Annotated in this window: 12 protein-coding genes; 4 read left to right on the forward strand and 8 right to left on the reverse strand. The window is 65.3% G+C overall.

The window, feature by feature from the left end:
* Positions 1–465: 465 nt before the first annotated feature.
* Positions 466–1,782, reverse strand: a complete 1,317-nt coding sequence (locus LJF27_RS29975) for an MFS transporter (RefSeq protein WP_003104851.1) — start codon at positions 1,780–1,782, stop codon at positions 466–468.
* Between the two features lie 287 nt (positions 1,783–2,069).
* Between LJF27_RS29975 and LJF27_RS29980 the strand changes: the two genes are divergently transcribed.
* Positions 2,070–2,474: an acyl-CoA thioesterase gene (locus LJF27_RS29980; protein WP_003096677.1), complete on the forward strand. Its 405-nt coding sequence runs from the start codon at positions 2,070–2,072 to the stop codon at positions 2,472–2,474.
* Positions 2,475–2,519: 45 nt separating this feature from the next.
* Here LJF27_RS29980 and betA read toward each other — a convergent pair whose 3' ends face one another.
* The 3 genes from betA to betI all read right to left on the reverse strand — a co-directional run bounded on the left by betA (position 2,520) and on the right by betI (position 6,467).
* A complete protein-coding gene (betA, locus tag LJF27_RS29985) occupies positions 2,520–4,205 on the reverse strand; it encodes a choline dehydrogenase (protein ID WP_003104848.1) in 1,686 nt (561 codons plus the stop codon).
* Between the two features lie 135 nt (positions 4,206–4,340).
* Positions 4,341–5,813 (reverse strand): betaine-aldehyde dehydrogenase, encoded by a 1,473-nt coding sequence (gene betB / locus LJF27_RS29990; RefSeq protein ID WP_003114436.1) that lies wholly within the window; start codon positions 5,811–5,813, stop codon positions 4,341–4,343.
* A gap of 60 nt (positions 5,814–5,873) precedes the next feature.
* The gene (betI, locus tag LJF27_RS29995; RefSeq protein WP_003096684.1) at positions 5,874–6,467 is read right to left on the reverse strand and encodes a transcriptional regulator BetI; all 594 of its coding nucleotides are present in this window, start codon (positions 6,465–6,467) and stop codon (positions 5,874–5,876) included.
* 332 nt (positions 6,468–6,799) lie between these two features.
* On the opposite strand from betI, the gene LJF27_RS30000 reads away from it, so the two are divergent.
* On the forward strand, positions 6,800–8,350 hold the full coding sequence (locus tag LJF27_RS30000; protein ID WP_003114437.1) for a BCCT family transporter: 1,551 nt from the start codon (positions 6,800–6,802) through the stop codon (positions 8,348–8,350).
* A 217-nt stretch (positions 8,351–8,567) separates the two neighbouring features.
* On the opposite strand, the gene choV is transcribed toward LJF27_RS30000, so the two are convergent.
* Genes choV through LJF27_RS30015 form a run of 3 tightly spaced genes read right to left on the reverse strand, consistent with a single transcriptional unit; the run spans position 8,568 to position 11,569 of the window.
* Positions 8,568–9,746: a choline ABC transporter ATP-binding protein gene (choV, locus tag LJF27_RS30005; RefSeq protein ID WP_003096690.1), complete on the reverse strand. Its 1,179-nt coding sequence runs from the start codon at positions 9,744–9,746 to the stop codon at positions 8,568–8,570.
* A gap of 3 nt (positions 9,747–9,749) precedes the next feature.
* Entirely contained in the window at positions 9,750–10,589 is an 840-nt protein-coding gene (gene choW, locus LJF27_RS30010; protein ID WP_003096692.1) for a choline ABC transporter permease subunit, read from the reverse strand.
* A 41-nt stretch (positions 10,590–10,630) separates the two neighbouring features.
* Positions 10,631–11,569 (reverse strand): choline ABC transporter substrate-binding protein, encoded by a 939-nt coding sequence (locus tag LJF27_RS30015; protein WP_003104841.1) that lies wholly within the window; start codon positions 11,567–11,569, stop codon positions 10,631–10,633.
* Between the two features lie 463 nt (positions 11,570–12,032).
* On the opposite strand from LJF27_RS30015, the gene LJF27_RS30020 reads away from it, so the two are divergent.
* A complete protein-coding gene (locus LJF27_RS30020) occupies positions 12,033–13,409 on the forward strand; it encodes an L-serine ammonia-lyase (RefSeq protein WP_003111339.1) in 1,377 nt (458 codons plus the stop codon).
* Positions 13,410–13,828: 419 nt separating this feature from the next.
* Positions 13,829–14,932 carry a GlxA family transcriptional regulator gene (locus LJF27_RS30025; protein WP_003096699.1) on the forward strand — a complete coding sequence of 368 codons (1,104 nt, stop codon included), beginning with the start codon at positions 13,829–13,831 and terminating at the stop codon, positions 14,930–14,932.
* A gap of 46 nt (positions 14,933–14,978) precedes the next feature.
* On the opposite strand, the gene LJF27_RS30030 is transcribed toward LJF27_RS30025, so the two are convergent.
* Positions 14,979–15,227 (reverse strand): hypothetical protein, encoded by a 249-nt coding sequence (locus tag LJF27_RS30030; protein ID WP_003096701.1) that lies wholly within the window; start codon positions 15,225–15,227, stop codon positions 14,979–14,981.
* Positions 15,228–15,327 lie beyond the last annotated feature (100 nt).

The raw sequence follows: 15,327 nt of genomic DNA on the forward strand, positions 1-15,327 counted from the left end.
TGATAATCTTGCGATCACCAGTCTTACATCACAAGCACCCACACGAATTGCTTGATTCGACTTGTTAAAGAGCAGTTGGTCAAGGCTTTCGTCTCAACCGAGGCCGCGCATTCTACAGCAACCTCTCTTTCCGTCAAGCGTTATTTTCGAAAATTTCCTTTTCTACTCAACCGCTTGCGCCGACCTTCAAACCATCTTCCGATCAGCGGGAGGCGCATTCTACAGCGTTCAAATTCGCTGTCAAGCACCTCGGTGAAGCTTCGTTTCGAATCCCTTTCGGGACCGAACCGCTGCGACGAACAACCTGCCGGAGCGCTTCACCACCCCCTGGAAGAGAATCCGTAAATCCTTGATTTTCAAGCATTTACTCTTCGTCGTCGCCGGGAGTGGTGCGCATTATAGGGAGATAGAAACTGGCGTCAACGATTATTTCAAAAATAATTCAAATAACCGCCGGAAGCGCTTTCAGCCCACCGAAACCGCCTCGCCAGCCGGCTTTTTCTGCGCCAGCAGGTAGAGCCCGACGAGGAAGCCGACCAGGCACAGAGTGACCACGTAGTAAGCCGGCCCCATCGGGCTCTGCTTGAGCAGCAGGGCCACCGCCATCGGCGTCAGCCCACCAAAGATGGCGTAGGCCAGGTTGTAGGAAAAGGACAGGCCGGAGAAACGCACAACCGGTGGGAACGCATTGACCATCACGTAGGGAACGGCGCCGACGATGCCGACGAAGAAGCCGGTCAGTGCATATAAAGGAAAGAGCCAGTCCGGGTGGGCCTTGAGGTTGCCGTAGAAGCTCCAGGACACCAGCGCCAGCAGCACGCTACCGGCAACGAAAGTCAGCCCCGCGCCGTAACGATCCGCCATGCGCCCGGCGACGATGCAGCCAAGGGTCAGGCAGACGATCGCCAGGCTGTTGGCCTTGAGCGCCGTGGCGGCATCGAAGCCGTATACGCTCTGCAGCACGGTAGGGGTCATCAGGATGACCACCACGATCGCGGCCGACAGCACCCAGGTCAGCAGCATCGACACCAGGACGGCGCCACGATGATCGCGGACCACCGCTTTCAACGGCACTTCCTCTGCCAGCGCCTTGCGCTGCTGCAGCTCGGCGAATACCGGCGTCTCGTGCAGCCAGCGGCGCAGGTAGACCGAGAACAGGCCGAACACCCCGCCGAGCAGGAAGGGAATCCGCCAGGCGTAGTCCTGCACCTCTGTCGCGCTATAGAAGCTATTGATCGCAGTAGCCACCAGCGAGCCCAGCAGGATGCCCGCCGTCAGGCCGGAAGTCAGCGTCCCGCAGGCATAACCGACATGCCGTGCCGGTACATGCTCGGCGACGAAGACCCAAGCCCCCGGCACCTCCCCGCCAATCGCGGCGCCCTGGATCACCCTCAGCAGGAGCAGCGCCAGGGGCGCCCAGATGCCGATCTGCGCGTAGGTCGGAAGCAGGCCCATGATCAGGGTCGGCACCGCCATCATGAAGATGCTCAGGGTGAACATGCGCTTGCGCCCGAGCAGGTCGCCGAAGTGGGCCATGATCACGCCGCCCAGCGGCCGCGCCAGGTAGCCGGCGGCGAACAGGCCGAAGGTTTGCAACTGACGCAACCATTCCGGCATGTCCGCCGGGAAGAACAGCTTGCCGACCACGGTGGCGAAGAACACGAAGATGATGAAGTCGTAGAACTCCAGCGCTCCACCCAGGGCGGAGAGGGACAGGGTCTTGTAGTCGCTGCGGGTCAATGGACGCTGGGCCGGCGCCTCGGGAGCATTCGCGGATGGCATGTCGGGATTGTTCTCTTTATTCGTTCAGCAAGCATGAGCGGGGTTCGACCGGCAGCCGTGTCGACCTGCGACCCGGGGACGCAGGAGCGAAACCATAGCAAATCGACGAATGTCCACACAGTCGGTCGAAGAGAGAACCGGGCGGTCGTCGGCTGCCCTACTCCTCTATATAATGCCCGGGCGCCTCTGAAAGCTGTCCCAAGACCTTGCACCGGCAGGCGTTTTGGGAGAGTTTTCCCCTAAACCGCGCTTGAACAAGAAATCCGGGGGGCACGAGGCCCTTACCTATGATCGAGCTTGAACAAGAAGACCCCATTCCCCAGGGAGACCTGGCCTTGCAGATTACCGCGCTGCCGCGCGAAACCAACGGTTTCGGCGATATCTACGGCGGTTGGCTGGTATCCCAGATGGACCTGGCGGGAACCGCCATGGCCAGCAAGATCGCCGGCGGCCGTATCGCCACCGTCGCCATCGACCGCATGGCCTTCATGGTGCCGGTCGCGGTAGGTGCCCAGCTTTCCTTCTATACCCAGACCCTGGAAGTCGGCCGCAGCTCGATCCGCATGCTGGTCGAGGTGTGGAGCGACGACCCGCTGTCCAGCGAATGGCGCAAAGTCACCGAGGCGGTGTTCGTGTTCGTCGCCATCGATGGCAGCGGGCGCACCCGCCCGGTCCCGCCACGCCGGGGCTAGACGCAGGAACGCCGGCTATCGCCGGCGTTCTTGTTTGCGCGTTCCTCAGGCCCGCACGGGGTTGCCGCGTACCGGCGCATCCCCGGCCACGTAGTACTTCGCCGTGCTGCGCGGCAGCGGCTGGCGACCGCGGATCCTGTCGGCGATCTTCTCGGCCATCATGATGGTGGTGGCATTGAGGTTGCCGGTGATGATCAGCGGCATGATCGACGCATCCACCACTCGCAGTCCTTCCATGCCATGGACCCGTCCCTGGCCATCGACCACCGCCATGTCGTCGCTGCCCATCTTGCACGAGCAGGATGGGTGGAAAGCGGTCTCAGCATGGTTGCGGATGAACTCGTCGAGTTCGGCGTCCGACTGCACGCTCACCCCAGGGCTCAACTCGCGGCCCCGATAGGGGTCCAGCGCCGGCTGGTTCATGATCTCGCGGGTCAGCCGGATGCCGTCGCGGAACTCCTGCCAGTCCTGCTCGTGGGACATGTAGTTGAACAGGATGCTCGGATGCTGGCGCGGGTCCCTGGACTTCAGGTGGATGCGCCCGCGGCTCGGCGAGCGCATCGAGCCCATGTGCGCCTGGAAGCCGTGCTCCTGCACGCCCTTGCTGCCGTTGTAGTTGATCGCCACCGGGAGGAAATGGAACTGGATGTTCGGCCATTCGAACGCTTCGCGGGTTCGGATGAAGCCGCCGGCCTCGAACTGGTTGCTGGCGCCGAGGCCCTTGCCGAGGAACAGCCACTGGGCACCGATGGCAGGCTGGTTCCACCATTTGGTCGCCGGGTAGATCGACACCGGCTGCTTGCAGGCGTACTGCAGGTAGAGTTCCAGGTGATCCTGCAGGTTGGCGCCGACGCCCGGCAGGTCATGCACCACCGGGATGTCCAGGTCGCGCAGCAGGGCCGCCGGGCCGACGCCGGAGCGTTGCAGCAATTGCGGCGAGGCGATCGCGCCGCTGCACACCAATACTTCGCGGCGGGCGTGGGCGGTGACCGGGTTGTCGCCGTTGCCCACCAGGTAGGAGACGCCGATGGCGCGCTTGCCGCTGAACAGGATGCGGTCGCTCAGGGCGTGGGTGACGATGGTCAGGTTGGGCCGGCCGCGGGCCTGGTCCAGGTAGCCGCGCCCGGTGGCGGCGCGACGGCCCTCCGGGGTGACGGTCCGGTCCATGGGGCCGAAGCCTTCCTGCTGGTAGCCGTTGAGGTCATCGGTTCGCGGGTAGCCGGCCTGCACGCCGGCCTCGACCATCGCATGGAACAGTGGGTTGTTGCCGGCCTTCGGCGTGGTCACGCTGACCGGGCCGTCGCCGCCATGGTAGTCGTTGGGGCCGATGTCCCGGGTTTCCGCCTTGCGGAAGTACGGCAGGCAGTCGAGGTAGCTCCAGTCCTCGAGGCCCGGCTCCTTGGCCCAGCCGTCGAAGTCCAGGGCGTTGCCGCGGATGTAGCACATGCCGTTGATCAGCGAGGAGCCGCCCAGGCCCTTGCCGCGACCGCACTCCATGCGGCGGTTGTTCATGTAGGGCTCGGGGTCGGTCTCGTAGGCCCAGTTGTAGCGCCGCCCCTGCAGCGGGAAGGCAAGGGCCGCCGGCATCTGGGTGCGGAAGTCGAAGCGGTAGTCGGGACCGCCGGCTTCGAGCAGCAGGACGCTGACGTCGGCATCTTCGGTGAGGCGGGTAGCGAGTACGTTACCGGCAGAGCCGGCTCCGATGATGATGTAGTCGAATTCCTGGGACATGCAGGCCTTCCTCTTTTCTCGGCATGACACCGGCCGCGACGCTGGCGCGCCGGTGTCTGGAAGTTCGGAATGGCCGGTGTCAGGGAGCGTTGCCTGGGACCGGCCTGGTTAGGGGTTCGAGCGCTGCGTCGAGGCTCAGAACACCGAGGCGTAGTCGCCCAGCTCCACTTGCACGGACTTGATGCGAGTGTAATGAGCCAGGGTGGTGAGACCGTTCTCGCGACCGACACCGGATTGCTTGTAACCGCCGACCGGCATTTCCGCCGGCGACTCGCCCCAGGTATTGATCCAGCAGATGCCGGCTTCCAGGCGATGGATGGCGCGGTGGGCGCGGGCCAGGTCCTGGGTCACGACGCCGGCGGCGAGGCCGTACTCGGTATCGTTGGCGCGGCGGATCGCCTCGTCTTCGTCGTCATAGACCAGGATGCTCATCACCGGGCCGAAGATTTCCTCGCGGACGATGGTCATGTCGTCGCGGCAATCGGTGAACACGGTCGGCGCGACGTAGGCGCCTTTGCCGAACGCTCCATCGGTCACACGCTCGCCGCCGCACAGCAGGCGAGCCTTCTGCGCCTTGCCGGACTCGATGTAGCCGAGCACGCTTTCCATGTGCGGGAAGCTGACCAGCGGGCCGAAGTTGGTGTTCTCGTCCTGCGGGTCGCCGAGACGGATGCGCTGCACGCGCTCCAGTACCTTGGCTTCGAAGCGAGCCTGCTGGGAACGGTGGATGAACACCCGGGTGCCGTTGGTGCAGACCTGGCCGGAGCTGAAGAAGTTGGCCATGACGGCGATGTCGGCGGCGCGGTCGAGGTCTGCGTCGGGGAAGATGATCAGCGGGGACTTGCCGCCCAGCTCCATGGTCACTTCCTTCAGCGACGAGCTGGAAGCGCTGGCCATGACTTTCTTGCCGGTGGAGGTGCCACCGGTGAAGGAGATCTTCTCGATCAGCGGGTGCTCGGTCAGCCACTGGCCGACTTCGCGTCCGCTGCCGGTGAGCACGTTGAACACGCCGTCCGGCACGCCGGCCTCGGTGTAGATCTCGGCCAGCTTGAGGGCCGTCAGCGGGGTGACTTCGCTGGGCTTGAAGATCATCGCGTTGCCGGCAGCGAGGGCCGGGGCGGATTTCCACAGGGCGATCTGCACCGGGTAGTTCCAGGCGCCAATGCCGGCGACCACGCCCAGCGGCTCGCGGCGGGTGTAGACGAAACTGGTTTCGCGCAGGGGAATCTGCTCGCCTTCGATGGCCGGGACCAGGCCGGCGTAGTACTCGAGCACGTCGGCGCCGGTGACGATGTCCACCGAGCGGGTTTCCGCCAGCGGCTTGCCGGTATCCAGGGTTTCCAGGGCAGCCAGTTCGTCGTTGCGCTCGCGGAGGATGTCGACGGCGCGACGGAGAATGCGCGAGCGCTGCATGGCGGTCATCGCCGCCCACACCTTCTGCCCCTCGACGGCGCTCTGCACGGCCCGCTCGACGTCTTCCCTGGAAGCCCGCTGGACCTTGGCGAGCACTTCGCCGTTGGCCGGGTTGATGGTCTCGAAGGTGGCGCCACTGCTGGCCTCCACGTAGCGACCGCCAATGTAGAGCTTCTGTTCTTCGAATCGGGCCATGTTGCAGTCCTCTCTTATCGGTATCGCAGGCGCAAGGCGGCGCCGCGGGGGTTTTCGTCCCTACCCCGACTGTTTTGCCAACTGCTGGTCGAGGTAGTCGTAAGCGATGTTCAGGGCCTCGTCGGTATCGAAGGCGTCGCCGGTCAGCGCGCCACGCAACCACAGGCCGTCGATCAGGGCCGCCAGGCCGCGTGCCGCGGCGCGGGCGTCGTCCGCCGAGAGCTGGCGGCGGAACTGGTAGCACAGGTTCGAATACAGGCGATGGTCGTTGACCCGCTGCAATCGACGCAGTGCCGGCTGGTGCATGCTGGTCGCCCAGAACGCCAGCCAGGTCTTCATCGCCGGACCATTGACCTGGCTGTCGTCGAAGTTGCCTTCGACGATGGCTCGCAGGTGCGCCCTCGGACTGTCGTCGTAGAGCGCCGCGCGGCGTTCGCGTACGGCCTTGCTCAAGGCGCTGAGCAGGTGCCGCATGGTCGCTTCCAGCAAGCCGTTCTTGTCCTGGAAGTAGTGGCTGATGATGCCGTTGGAAACACCCGCCAGGCGGGCTATCAGGGCGATGCTGGCGTCTCCCATGCCGACCTGATCAACCGCCTCCAGGGTGGCGTGAATCAGTTGCGAGCGGCGGATGGGCTGCATACCGACCTTGGGCATTGCTATCTCCTCTCGTCGATGGGTGCGTGCGGGCACCGACCGACGTCATTGGTGGCCAGTCTATTTTGTTTTTATTGAACGTTCAATCAACTAAGAATAAGCTCGGCGTCCATGAGCGGCTCCCAGCCTGCGTGCAACCTGGCCCGCGCCGTTCATCACCTCGTCGCCGAAGTCCGCCAAGGATCGCAGAATCCGGGCTTCAAGTGGGGTGGCAATGCTGTGTCTGTAGTCCGCGGCCATAAGCCGCCATGCTTTCACTGCCATGGGGTCATCCTCCAATGAGTACTGCTTCGCCAATAAAAACAAACGAGCAGGTACGTCTGAATCCGATCGTGTTCTTCGGCTCGACCGCACTGATCCTGGTTCTGACCGCCGCCCTCATCCTCTATCCCGACAGCGCCGGAGCCTTGCTCGGCCGCATCCAGGAGTGGCTGTCGCACAGCTTCGGCTGGTACTACATGCTGGCCATCGGCGCCTACCTGTTCTTCGTCGCCTGGGTGGCCTTCTCGCGCTTCGGCACCCTCAAGCTCGGCGAGGAGCATGAAAAGCCGGACTTCAGCTACGGCGCCTGGGCCGGCATGCTGTTCTCCTCCGGGATCGGCATCTCGCTGCTCTACTTCGCCGCATCCGAGCCGATCGACCACCTCTACCATCCACCCGAAGGCGTTCCCGGCAGCCCTCAGGCGGCGCGCCAGGCGCTGCAACTGACCTTCCTCCACTGGGGCCTACACGGTTGGGCGATCTATGCCCTGGTCGGCCTCGCCGTCGGTTATTTCGCCTACCGCCATCGCCAGCCGCTGGCGTTGCGCTCGGCGCTCTATCCGATCCTCGGCGAGCGCTGGGTGAAAGGCGCCGCGGGCCATGCGGTGGATTGCTTCGGCATCTTCGTCACCCTTCTCGGGCTGGTGACCAACCTGGGCATCGGCGCCTTGCAGGTGTCGTCCGGTCTCGAGTACCTGACCGGCATGCCGCACAGCAAAGGCACCCTGCTGGCGGTGATCCTGGCGATGAGCCTGGTCGCCACCCTGGCGGCGGTCTCCGGTGTCGAGAAAGGCATCCGCCGGCTGTCCAACCTGAATATCGTGCTGTTCAGCTCGCTGCTGCTGTTCGTGCTGGTCTGCGGTTCGACCCTGGAACTGCTCAACGGCTTCGTACAGAACCTCGGCGACTATCTCGACGGCCTGGTGCTGAAGACCTTCGACCTCTACGTCTACACCGGTGCCGGCGCCGGCAAGAGCGAGGAATGGCTGGGCCTGTGGACCCTGTTCTACTGGGCCTGGTGGATTTCCTGGGCGCCCTTCGTCGGTATGTTCATCGCCCGCATCTCCCGCGGTCGCAGCGTGCGCGAACTGGTCTGCGGGGTGCTGCTGATCCCGCTGGGCTTCACCCTGGCCTGGCTGTCGGTATTCGGCAACAGCGCCCTGGACCTGGTGATGAACCACGGCGCGACCGACCTGGGCAAGGCCGCGCTGGAACAGCCGTCGATGTCGATCTACCTGCTGCTGGAACACTATCCGCTGTCGAAGATCGTCATCGGCCTGTCGATCTTCGTCGGCTTCGTGCTGTTCCTCACCCCGGCGGATTCCGGCTCGGTGATGCTGGCCAATCTCTCGCGCAGCGGCGGCGAGCTGGACGAGGACGCGCCGAACTGGCTGCGTATCCTCTGGTCGGCCGTCGTCACGCTAGTCACCATCGGCCTGCTGTTCGCCGGTAACTTCACGGCGATGCAAACCGTCGTGGTGCTCGCCGGGCTGCCGTTCTCGGCGGTGCTGATCCTGTTCATGTTCGGCCTGCACAAGGCCATGCGCGCCGACTACGAGGCCCAGGTCGGCGACCGCCGCACCTACCAGCCGGTGCCGGCGCCAACCCAGCCCCAGACCTGAACCCGGCGCCGCTAGGGCGCCCTCGCCAATCAGGTGCGTACTTGGCCCGGCGTTTCGCCGGGCCTTTCTTTTCTGCCACCCGGCGCCCGGCGCATGCCGCAGGAACCGACGCGCAGGAGTGTGGGACAGGAAGAGCAGGCGGAAAAAGCGCGGAGGGTAAACGCGAATGCCCGGCAGCGCCGGGCATTCGCAGCGGCCCCGAGCGGGCCGAGGGTGATCAGCCGAGGTTCTTGCCCAGCAACGCGTGATACAGCTCGCTGTCGCCGAGCACCCCGACCACCCTGTCCTGCTCCTGCAGGACCAGCTTGTGGCCGGTCTGGTAGCGAATCTGCAGGGCATCGCGCATACGGATGCTGACATCCACCAGGGTCGGTTCGCGGCGCAGCTTCTCCACCGGATCGCCCTGGCGCCAGCGTTGCAGGTCGATGACGTTGCTGCCCTGGCGCGCGCCCTTGAGCACGTCGCCTTCGCTGAGACCGATCCAGCAGTCGCGGCCCTGGTCGAAGCAGATCTCGTCGTTCTGCCGGATGCACTGGTCGAGGCCACGCATCAGGCTCTGGCCGCACAGCACGTTGAGCGGGTTGGTATGGGCGACGAAGGTACGCACGTAGTCGTCCGCGGGGCTCAGCACGATCTCTTCCGGCTTGCCGTGCTGGATGATCCGGCCGTCCTTCATGATCGCGATGCGGGTGCCGATCTTCAGCGCCTCGTCGAGGTCGTGGCTGACGAACACGATGGTCTTGTGCAGTTGCCGTTGCAGCACCAGCAGTTCGTCCTGCAATTGCTGGCGGATCAGCGGGTCGAGGGCGGAGAACGGTTCGTCCATCAGCAGGATGTCGCCATCCATCGCCAGCGCGCGAGCCAGGCCGACGCGCTGCTGCATGCCGCCGGAGAGCGAGTCAGGACGCTTGTCGCGCCACTGCGAGAGACCGACCAGCTCGAGCTTCTCGTCGATCAGCTTCTTCCGCTCGGCGGCCGGACGGCCCTGCATCTCCAGGCCGAAGCCGACGTTCTCGGCCACCGTCAGCCAGGGCATCAGGGCGAACTTCTGGAACACCATGGCGATGCGCTTGGTGCGCATGGCCTTGAGGGTCGCCGGCGAGCAGTTGGCGATGTCCACCTGCGAACCTTCGTGCTCGATCAGCAGCTTGCCGCGGCTGACCTTGTTCAGGCCGTTGATGCAGCGCAGCAGGCTCGACTTGCCGGAGCCGGAAAGTCCCATCAGCACGCAGATCTCGCCGCGGTTGACGTCCAGGCAGGCGTCCTCGACGCCGAGCACCTGGCCGGTGCGCTTGAGGATCTCGGCGCGGCCGAGGCCCTGGTCGAGGAGCTTCAGGGCTTCCTTGGTGTGGGTGCCGAAGATGACGTCCACATGGTCGAATCGGATCGCGGTCATGGCTTATTTCCCCTTCACGGCGCGCTGCTTGCACACCCGGTCGAGCAGGATGGCGAGCAGGACGATGGCCAGGCCGGCTTCGAAGCCGAGGGAGATGTCGGCGGTGTTCAGCGCGTTCACCACCGGCTTGCCGAGGCCATCGGCGCCGACCAGCGCGGCGATCACCACCATCGACAGGGAGAGCATGATGCATTGGGTGATGCCGGCGGCAATGCTCGGCATCGCGTGCGGCAGCTCGATGCGCGTCAGCAGTTGCCAGCGCGAGCAGCCGAAGGCCTTGCCGGCGTCGAGCAGCTCCGCCGGAACGTCCTGGATACCCAGGCAGGTCAGGCGGATTGGCGCGGCGACGGCGAAGATCACCGTGGAGATCAGGCCCGGCACCACGCCGAGACCGAACAGGGTCAGGGTCGGGATCAGGTAGACGAAGGTCGGCACCGTCTGCATCAGGTCCAGCAGCGGCCGCAGCGCGGTGTAGAACCACGGCTTGTGCGCGGCGACGATGCCCAGCGGCACGCCTACGGCGATGCACACCAGGGTGGCGAATATCACCTGGGCGAGGGTTTCCATGGTCTCCTGCCAGTAGCCCAGGTTGAGGATCAGCAGCAACGAGGCCAGGGCGAACACGGTCAGCCCCCAGCTGCGCTGGATGAAATGCACCAGCCCTACCAGCAAGGCGATCAGCACCAGCGGGTTGAACCAGAGCAAGCCGTTGGTGACGCCATGGATGAGGAACTCAAGGGTGTCGGAGATCTTGTCGAAGAACGATGCGCCATGCAGGGTCAGCCAGTCGACGAAACCGGCGATCTGCTCTCCCAGCGGGAGCTTGTGATCAGTCAGGAACATAATCAGGGTCCATCAAGAGCGGGAAATGAACGACCGGTCGCCTACTTGGCGAACGCCAGCTTGGCCGCGGCTGCGGCAGGCTGCCCGTCGCGGGTGGTGACACCGGCCAGCCAGGCATCCAGCTGTTCCGGGTGATCCTTCAACCAGGCCTTAGCGGCTTCCTCGGGTTTCTTGTTTTCGTTGAGTACCGCGTCCATCAGCTTGTTCTCCATCTCGAGGGTGAAGCTGAGGTTCTTCAGCAGTTGGCCGACGTTGGCGCACTCCTGGGCGTAGCCCTTGCGCACGTTGGTGTAGATGGTCGCGCCGCCATAGTTGGGGCCGAAGAAGTCGTCGCCGCCTTCCAGGTACTTCATCTGGAAGCGGGTATTCATGGGGTGCGGCTCCCAGCCGAGGAACACCACCCACTGGTTGCGCCGGATGGCCCGCTGCACCTGCGAGAGCATGCCCGCCTCGCTGGATTCCACCAACTTGAACTTGCCCAGTTCGAAGGCGTTCTTGTCAATCATGCTCTGGGCGACGCGGTTGCCGTCGTTGCCCGGCTCGATGCCGTAGATCTTGTTGCCCAGCTTGTCGGAGAACTTCGCGATATCGGCGAAGCTGCGCAGGCCGCCGTCGTAGACGTACTGGGGAACCGCCAGGGTGTACTTGGCGCCCTCCAGGTTGGCGCGCAGTGTCTCGACCGTACCTTTCTCGGCGTACTGCTTGATGTCGTTGGTCATGGTGGGCATCCAGTTGCCCAGGAATACGTCGAGGTCGTTGTTGGCCAGGGAGCGGTAGGTCACCGGCACCGAGAGCAGATTGACCTTGGTCTTGTAGCCGAGGGACTCGAGGACCTGGCGGGTGACCGCAGTGGTCACTGTGATGTCGGTCCAGCCGACGTCGGCGAAACGCACCGACGCACAGGATTCGGGCTCCGCGGCCTGGGCTGCCAGCGGTGCGCACAGAGACACGGCCAGCAGCCAAGACTTGCAACCTTTCATAGCGAACTCCTCTGCAGGGTAAGGCGCCGGCGCTACCCCGAAGGGCGCGGCGGTCTGTCTGTATCGGGCCGACCGGTAGCGGCCCTCAGCGGGCAATTCGTGAACGATCATGAAACAGGACGCATCCGTCGCCTACAGGGTGGGTCGCAACCAGTGCAGGCGGGGTCGCATTCAGTACCCGCTGTGTCGCATTCAATCATAGTGGTCTTTGCCGGCGACCAGCGGATGCCGTTTTCGGAGCGGCGCGAGCCCGTTCTCATTCCGACGCCGTGCAGGTGCAGACGCCCCTCGGCCGCAGAGGTTCCCCGATCCGGGCGCGGACGCGGCGCTTTTGGACATGGCCGGGTCGGTGGCGGATGCGGCCCGCCCCGGGGAAAGCCCGATGATGCGCAGGAATCGCGGGCGGAGGAGCCGCCACCCCCACTACGCAGGCACGGATGCCGCGGCAATCCCGGAGGCCGGCATGGCTATCAGTGTGTTCGACCTTTTCAAGATCGGTATCGGCCCGTCCAGTTCGCATACCGTCGGCCCCATGCGCGCCGCCGCGCTGTTCACCGCTGCCCTGCGCCAGCGCCAGGCGCTGTCGGCGGTGCGGCGTCTCGAAGTGCGCCTGTATGGCTCGCTGTCCGCCACCGGCGTCGGCCACGGCACCGATCGCGCGGTGATCATGGGCCTGATGGGCGAATGGCCGGATCGTATCGACCCGACCCAGATCGCCCCACGCATGGCCGCGCTGCTCGATAGCGGCCTGCTGCAACTGGACGGCCGCGTGGCGGTACCGTTCGACTGGGTGCGCGACATGCGCCTGCTCGACGAGAACCTGCCCTACCACCCCAACGCCATGACCCTGGTCGCCTACGGCGAGCAAGGCGAACTGCACCAGGAGACCTACTACTCGGTGGGTGGCGGCTTCGTGGTCGATGCGGCACAGGCCGCCTCGGGACAGCTCGACCAGGACCACACGGTGCTGCCCTACGACTTCTCCAGCGCCGAGGAACTGTTGCTGCTGTGCAAGCGCCACAACCTGCGGGTATCCGAGCTGATGCTGGCCAACGAACGCATCTGGCGCAGCGAGACCGACATCCGCGAAGGCCTGCGGCGCATCTGGCAGGCGATGCGCGATTGCGTCGACAACGGGTTGCGCAACGAAGGCATCCTTCCCGGCGGGCTCAACGTGCAACGCCGCGCCGCGCGCCTGCACCGCAACCTGCAGGAGATCGGCAAGCCCAACGTGATCGGCTCGACCCTCAGCGCCATGGAATGGGTCAACCTGTTCGCCCTGGCGGTGAACGAGGAGAACGCCGCCGGCGGGCGCATGGTCACCGCGCCCACCAACGGCGCGGCGGGGATCATCCCGGCGGTGCTGCACTACTATATGAAGTTCAATCCCGACGCCCAGGACCGCGACGTCGTCGACTACCTGCTGGCCGCCGCCGCGGTGGGCATCCTGTGCAAGAAGAACGCCTCGATCTCCGGCGCCGAGGTCGGCTGCCAGGGCGAGGTCGGCTCGGCCTGCGCGATGGCCGCCGCCGGACTGGCGGAAGTCCTCGGCGCCACCCCGGCGCAGGTCGAGAACGCCGCCGAGATCGGCCTGGAGCACAACCTCGGGCTGACCTGCGACCCGGTCGGCGGGCTGGTCCAGGTGCCCTGTATCGAGCGCAACGCGATCGCCGCGGTGAAGGCCATCAACGCGGCGCAAATGGCCTTGCGCGGCGACGGCCAGCATTTCATCTCGCTGGACAAGGTGATCCGCACCATGCGCGACACCGGTGCCGACATGCACGACAAGTACAAGGAAACCTCGCGCGGGGGCCTGGCGGTGAACGCCATCGAGTGCTGAACCGGAATTGCTCACGAAACGATCGAGACGCCACTTTTTGGCGCATATGACGCGTGACCGGGCGGTCGTCATCCGTCACACTGCGGAGTAACGGCTCGCCGCCCGTCGTTACCTTTGTCGCCACGGCCGCTGCCCCGGCTTCTCGCCGGGGGCCGCCCTGGTGCTACCGAAATGCCCAGGCGCGCGGCGCGCCGCCAGCCGTCGCCCATGCTGTCGTTGTGCCAGGTCCGAGTGGAAATACCGGGCTAAAGCCTTCCGGCTTTTTTGATTGAACGCCCAATCAATATAGGCATGGCATTTGCCTTGCTCTGGTTACAAGCAACGCCGACGGCGTGGCCCAAGCAGCCACCCGGAAATTCCAACAATCATAAAAAAAGCCTCGTGAGAGGCCTGCTTGCTCAGCGTGAGGAGATACACCCATGACCACGTACGCGCCCGGAGTCCCACCACAGAACCGAAATCCGCAGTCCATCGGCTTCCTGCTGCTGGACAACTTCACCCTGATCTCCCTGGCCTCGGCGGTGGAACCGTTGCGCATGGCCAACCAGCTCTCGGGACGCGAACTCTACCGCTGGCATACGCTGAGCCTGGACGGCCGCCAGGTCTGGGCCAGCGACGGCCTGCAGATCACCCCCGACGCCGGTACCGACAACGCCCCGGCGGTGGATTGCGTGATCGTCTGCGGCGGCGTCGGCATCCAGCGCAGCGTCACCCGCGAGCACGTCACTTTCCTCCAGGCCCAGGCCCGCCAGGGTCGGCGCCTCGGCGCGGTGTGCACCGGCAGTTGGGCGCTGGCCCGCGCCGGCCTGCTCGACGGCTACGATTGCAGCGTGCACTGGGAATGCCTGGCGGCGATGCAGGAAGCCTTCCCCCGGGTGGCCATGAGCACCCGCCTGTTCTCCATCGACCGCAACCGCTTCACCTCTTCCGGCGGCACCGCGCCGATGGACATGATGCTGCACCTGATCGGCCGCGAGCATGGCCGCGAGCTGTCGGCGGCGATCTCCGAGATGTTCATCTACGAGCGCATCCGCAACGAGCAGGACCACCAGCGCGTGCCGCTCAAGCACATGCTCGGCACCAACCAGCCGAAGTTGCAGGAGATCGTCGCGCTGATGGAGGCCAACCTGGAGGAACCGATCGACCTCGACGAACTGGCGGTCTACGTCAACGTCTCGCGTCGCCAGCTCGAGCGGCTGTTCCAGAAGTACCTGCACTGCTCGCCGTCGCGCTACTACCTGAAGCTGCGCCTGATCCGCGCCCGCCAGTTGCTCAAGCAGACGTCCATGTCGATCATCGAGGTGGCCTCGGTCTGCGGCTTCGTCTCCACCCCGCACTTCTCCAAATGCTACCGCGAGTACTTCGGCATCCCGCCGCGCGACGAGCGCCAGGGCCAGCCGCTGGGCCAGCCGGTGGTGCTGATGCCGATCCCGCAGGACCTGGCGTTGATGCCCAACTCCTCGGCGCTGTCGGCCCTGAGCCAGGCGCAGGGCGAGTCGACCTTCGCCAGCGTGCGGATCTGACGGCGCGTCCCTGCCCGCCCCATCCACGGGAGCGGGCAGGGCCTTGTCAGCCCCGCGGCACCAGCGCCGGCAGCAGTTGCCGGGAAATCGCCTCGCGCACCGCCGGGAGCAGCGTGGCGTGCCCGCCGAGCATGTCCTCCACCAGCCGCCGCAGCGCCTGGGCGCGCTCCGGACTGAGGCCGCGCACGGCGTATTCGCAGGCCTGCTCCGGAGTCGAGTCCGGCGGCACGCTGAAGCCCAGCGCCTGCAGGCGTTCGCGGAAATCGTCCTGGTCGATCAGATCGGCGTGCATCATCGCGGCAGCTCCTTCGATGGGGATTGCCATCGATTCTGCTAAGCCCACGTCGCTCCCGGCAAGGGGGCTGTCCCGCCTGGACATGGGCAGGTCGTTTTCG

It is taken from the genome of Pseudomonas sp. 203-8 (assembly GCF_020708595.1).
GTDB classification, from domain to species: Bacteria; Pseudomonadota; Gammaproteobacteria; order Pseudomonadales; family Pseudomonadaceae; genus Pseudomonas; species Pseudomonas aeruginosa.

What these genes read in the sequence shown, in the direction of transcription:
- LJF27_RS30025 (WP_003096699.1), top strand. Translation starts at nt 13,829, where the DNA reads ATGACCACGTACGCGCCCGGAGTCCCACCACAGAACCGAAATCCGCAG.
- betA (WP_003104848.1), bottom strand. Translation starts at nt 4,205, where the DNA reads ATGTCCCAGGAATTCGACTACATCATCATCGGAGCCGGCTCTGCCGGT.
- LJF27_RS30015 (WP_003104841.1), bottom strand. Translation starts at nt 11,569, where the DNA reads ATGAAAGGTTGCAAGTCTTGGCTGCTGGCCGTGTCTCTGTGCGCACCG.
- LJF27_RS29975 (WP_003104851.1), bottom strand. Translation starts at nt 1,782, where the DNA reads ATGCCATCCGCGAATGCTCCCGAGGCGCCGGCCCAGCGTCCATTGACC.
- LJF27_RS29980 (WP_003096677.1), top strand. Translation starts at nt 2,070, where the DNA reads ATGATCGAGCTTGAACAAGAAGACCCCATTCCCCAGGGAGACCTGGCC.
- choW (WP_003096692.1), bottom strand. Translation starts at nt 10,589, where the DNA reads ATGTTCCTGACTGATCACAAGCTCCCGCTGGGAGAGCAGATCGCCGGT.
- LJF27_RS30030 (WP_003096701.1), bottom strand. Translation starts at nt 15,227, where the DNA reads ATGATGCACGCCGATCTGATCGACCAGGACGATTTCCGCGAACGCCTG.
- LJF27_RS30020 (WP_003111339.1), top strand. Translation starts at nt 12,033, where the DNA reads ATGGCTATCAGTGTGTTCGACCTTTTCAAGATCGGTATCGGCCCGTCC.
- choV (WP_003096690.1), bottom strand. Translation starts at nt 9,746, where the DNA reads ATGACCGCGATCCGATTCGACCATGTGGACGTCATCTTCGGCACCCAC.
- betB (WP_003114436.1), bottom strand. Translation starts at nt 5,813, where the DNA reads ATGGCCCGATTCGAAGAACAGAAGCTCTACATTGGCGGTCGCTACGTG.
- betI (WP_003096684.1), bottom strand. Translation starts at nt 6,467, where the DNA reads ATGCCCAAGGTCGGTATGCAGCCCATCCGCCGCTCGCAACTGATTCAC.